The sequence below is a fragment of the Streptomyces sp. N35 genome, assembly GCF_016464295.1.
Classification (GTDB): Bacteria; Actinomycetota; Actinomycetes; order Streptomycetales; family Streptomycetaceae; genus Streptomyces.
Genome location: NZ_JAEIMH010000051.1, coordinates 1 through 2,893 on the forward strand (window position 1 = coordinate 1; position 2,893 = coordinate 2,893).

Annotated in this window: 2 protein-coding genes; both read left to right on the forward strand. The window is 67.3% G+C overall.

What is annotated here, in order from left to right:
- A partial coding sequence (locus JAO81_RS25815) for a histidine kinase dimerization/phospho-acceptor domain-containing protein (protein ID WP_374194347.1) occupies nt 1–330 on the forward strand: 330 nt, incomplete at its 5' end.
- Between the two features lie 209 nt (nt 331–539).
- A complete protein-coding gene (gene secD, locus JAO81_RS25820; protein WP_199550326.1) occupies nt 540–2,855 on the forward strand; it encodes a protein translocase subunit SecD in 2,316 nt (771 codons plus the stop codon).
- The last annotated feature ends 38 nt before the right edge of the window (nt 2,856–2,893 follow it).

Below are 2,893 nucleotides of genomic sequence, written 5' to 3' on the forward strand. Positions count from 1 at the left end.
CCCCGGACCCTGCGCGATCTGGACCGGGTGCTCTGGATCTCCGGAGCCATCGGCCCCGCGCCCGGCGGCCTGGCCGGGCCCGCCGTCGCGACCCGGCTCGGCCGGCGGCTCACCGCCTCCGCCGACACCGCGCAGCGCATCGCGGACGGCGACCTCGCACGCCGGATCCAGGCCGAGCGCGAAGTGACCGCGAACATCGCGCACGAACTACGCACCCCCGTCGCCGGCATGGTCACCTCCGCGGGACTTCTGCCGCCCGGCCGGCCCTCCGGCGCAGATGATGAACCTAAAGGTAAACGTGCAGGTCAGGGCAATCGGGTGGGTGGTTAGCGGTCCGAGACAGTGCGGCCGGAAGGGGACTGTGACCTGTCACTCGGCTTCTGTCCTGTCTACTTTCGGCCGCAAGACTGTGCGGAGGAAGGTGGGTCCTCGATCAGGCTGCTTCGTACGCTCAAATGAAGGGAGCGGTGCGGACGAGCCACGTGCGAATGCCTTTGGCCGTGCCATCCCGTCCTGCCGTTGCCGCACCTGGAGATTCAATGTCCCGCGCACCGAAATGGCGGGCGTTGATCGCCCTCCTCGTCGTAGCAGCCTCCTTGTACTTCGCGCTGACCAGCACCGCTCGCCTCGGCCTCGACTTGAGGGGCGGAACGCAGATCACGTTGGAGACTCAGGACACGGCGAAGATCAAGGCGGATGCCACGTCGACCGACCGTGCCCTTGAGGTCCTGCGGCAGAGGGTGGACGCGCTCGGGGTGTCCGAGCCGTCGTTGTCCCGGGCCGGCGAGAAGCGCATCATCGTGGAGCTGCCAGGAGTGCAGGATCCGCGAGAGGCTGCCGAAGTGATCGGCCGTACCGCGCAGTTGACCGTGCACCCGGTAACCGGACTCACCGACAAGGCCCCCGACGAGAAGAAGGCAAAGCAGGAGAAGGGCAACCCGGAGGGGGCACGAACCCTTGCGGACCCGGGAGTCCCGGGTAGTTATGTCCAGCTCGCACCGTCCGCGATGACCGGTGAAGGCATCAAGGATGCCGAAGCCGCACTGGACGTGCAGTCGGGCGCGGGATGGACCGTCAACCTTGACTTCAGTAAGAGCGGCGGGGATGCCTGGGCGAAGATCACCGGTGAGGCGGCGTGCGCGCCTGCAGGTGATGCCAAGCGCAGGGTGGCCATCGTGCTCGACAACCAGATCCTCTCGGCGCCGAACGTGCAGGAGAGTGTTGCCTGCAACGTCGGCATCACCGGCGGCTCGACGCAGATCACCGGGAATTTCGCTGCGGCCGAGGCGCGTGATCTCGCCGCGCTGGTGAAGGGCGGCGCGCTTCCGGTGCCAGTGGACGTCGTCGAGCAGCGCACGGTCGGCCCCACGCTCGGAGCCGATGCCATCTCGGCCAGCGTCACGGCCGCGATCATCGGCCTGATCTGTACAGGCCTGTTCATCATCGTGGTCTACCGGCTGCTGGGCTTCCTCGCCACCATCGCGCTCGCGCTGTACGGCCTCATCTCCTACGCCGTACTCGTCGCATTGGGTGCCACCCTCACCCTGCCGGGTCTGGCGGGATTCGTGCTGGCCATCGGCATGGCAGTGGACGCCAACGTTCTGGTCTTCGAACGTGCCCGCGAGGAGTACCTCGCACCTACCAGGCGCCCGCGCGACCTGCGTCCGCCGCTGCGGCGTGGCTTCGAGAAGGCCTGGAGCGCGGTGATCGACTCGAATGTCACCACGTTGCTCGCGGCAGGCCTGCTCTTCTTCTTCGCTACCGGGCCGGTCAAGGGGTTCGGTGTCACGTTGTTCATCGGTGTGATCGCATCGATGGTCTCAGCCCTGATCGTCACTCGTGTGCTCGCAGACTGGGCGGTACGTCGCCGCGTCGTCGCCAACCGTCCATGGCTGACGGGCATAGCCTCCACGGGGAGGGTGCGTACGTGGCTGACCTTGCGCAAGCCGCGACTGCTTCGGCACCGTCGCAAATGGCTAGCGGTGAGCGGCCTGTTGATGGTGCTGTCAGTCACGGGCATTGGCGTGCGGGGCCTGGACTTCGGCGTTGAGTTCACCGGCGGGCGTCTAGTGGAGTACAGCACCAGCCGAACCGTCGAGGTCGACACTGCGCGCAAGGCGGTGGCCGACGCCGGATTCCCCAAGGCGGTGGTGCAGCGCTCGGGCGACGGGAACGTCACGGTACGAACTGGAAACCTGAGCGATGACGAGCAGCGCGACATCGCCAAGGCCCTGGAAGAGCCCGGTGGCAAGGTAACGCTTCAACGCGACGAACTGATCGGCCCCAGCCTCGGCGACGAGTTGCGCAAGAAGGCGCTCATCGCCCTGGGAATTGCTGTGGCCGCACAGCTCATTTACCTGAGCGCCCGATTCCGGTGGACATACGCGACCGCGGCAGTCGGCGGCATGATCCACGATGTGCTCCTGGTGGTGGGTCTGTTCGCCTGGCTCGGTAAGCCCGTGGACAGCGTGTTCCTGGCCGCTCTGCTGACGGTGATCGGCTACTCCGTCAACGACACGGTTGTGGTCTTCGACCGGGTGCGTGAGCGGCGCCGCGCAGACCGCACCTCCGAGTTTGTCGATGTGGCGAACCAGGCCATCCTGCAGACCCTGCCCAGAACTGTGAACACCGGCATGGGAGCGGTATTCATCCTCGCCGCGCTCGCGGTACTCGGCGGAGACTCGCTCGGCGACTTCTCCATCGCGCTGCTGGCCGGCGTGGTGGTGGGTATGGGATCGACCATCTTCACCGCCACACCGTTGGCTGCCGCGCTTGAGGACCGCTTCCCGGCCCTGGCACCCCCGCCGGTCCGGGAGAAGCCAGAGGAGCAGAACACCACGGGTGCCGTCCTGTGAGCCGAGCGGCGGGCCGCCCGGGGCACCCCCGCCGCCCC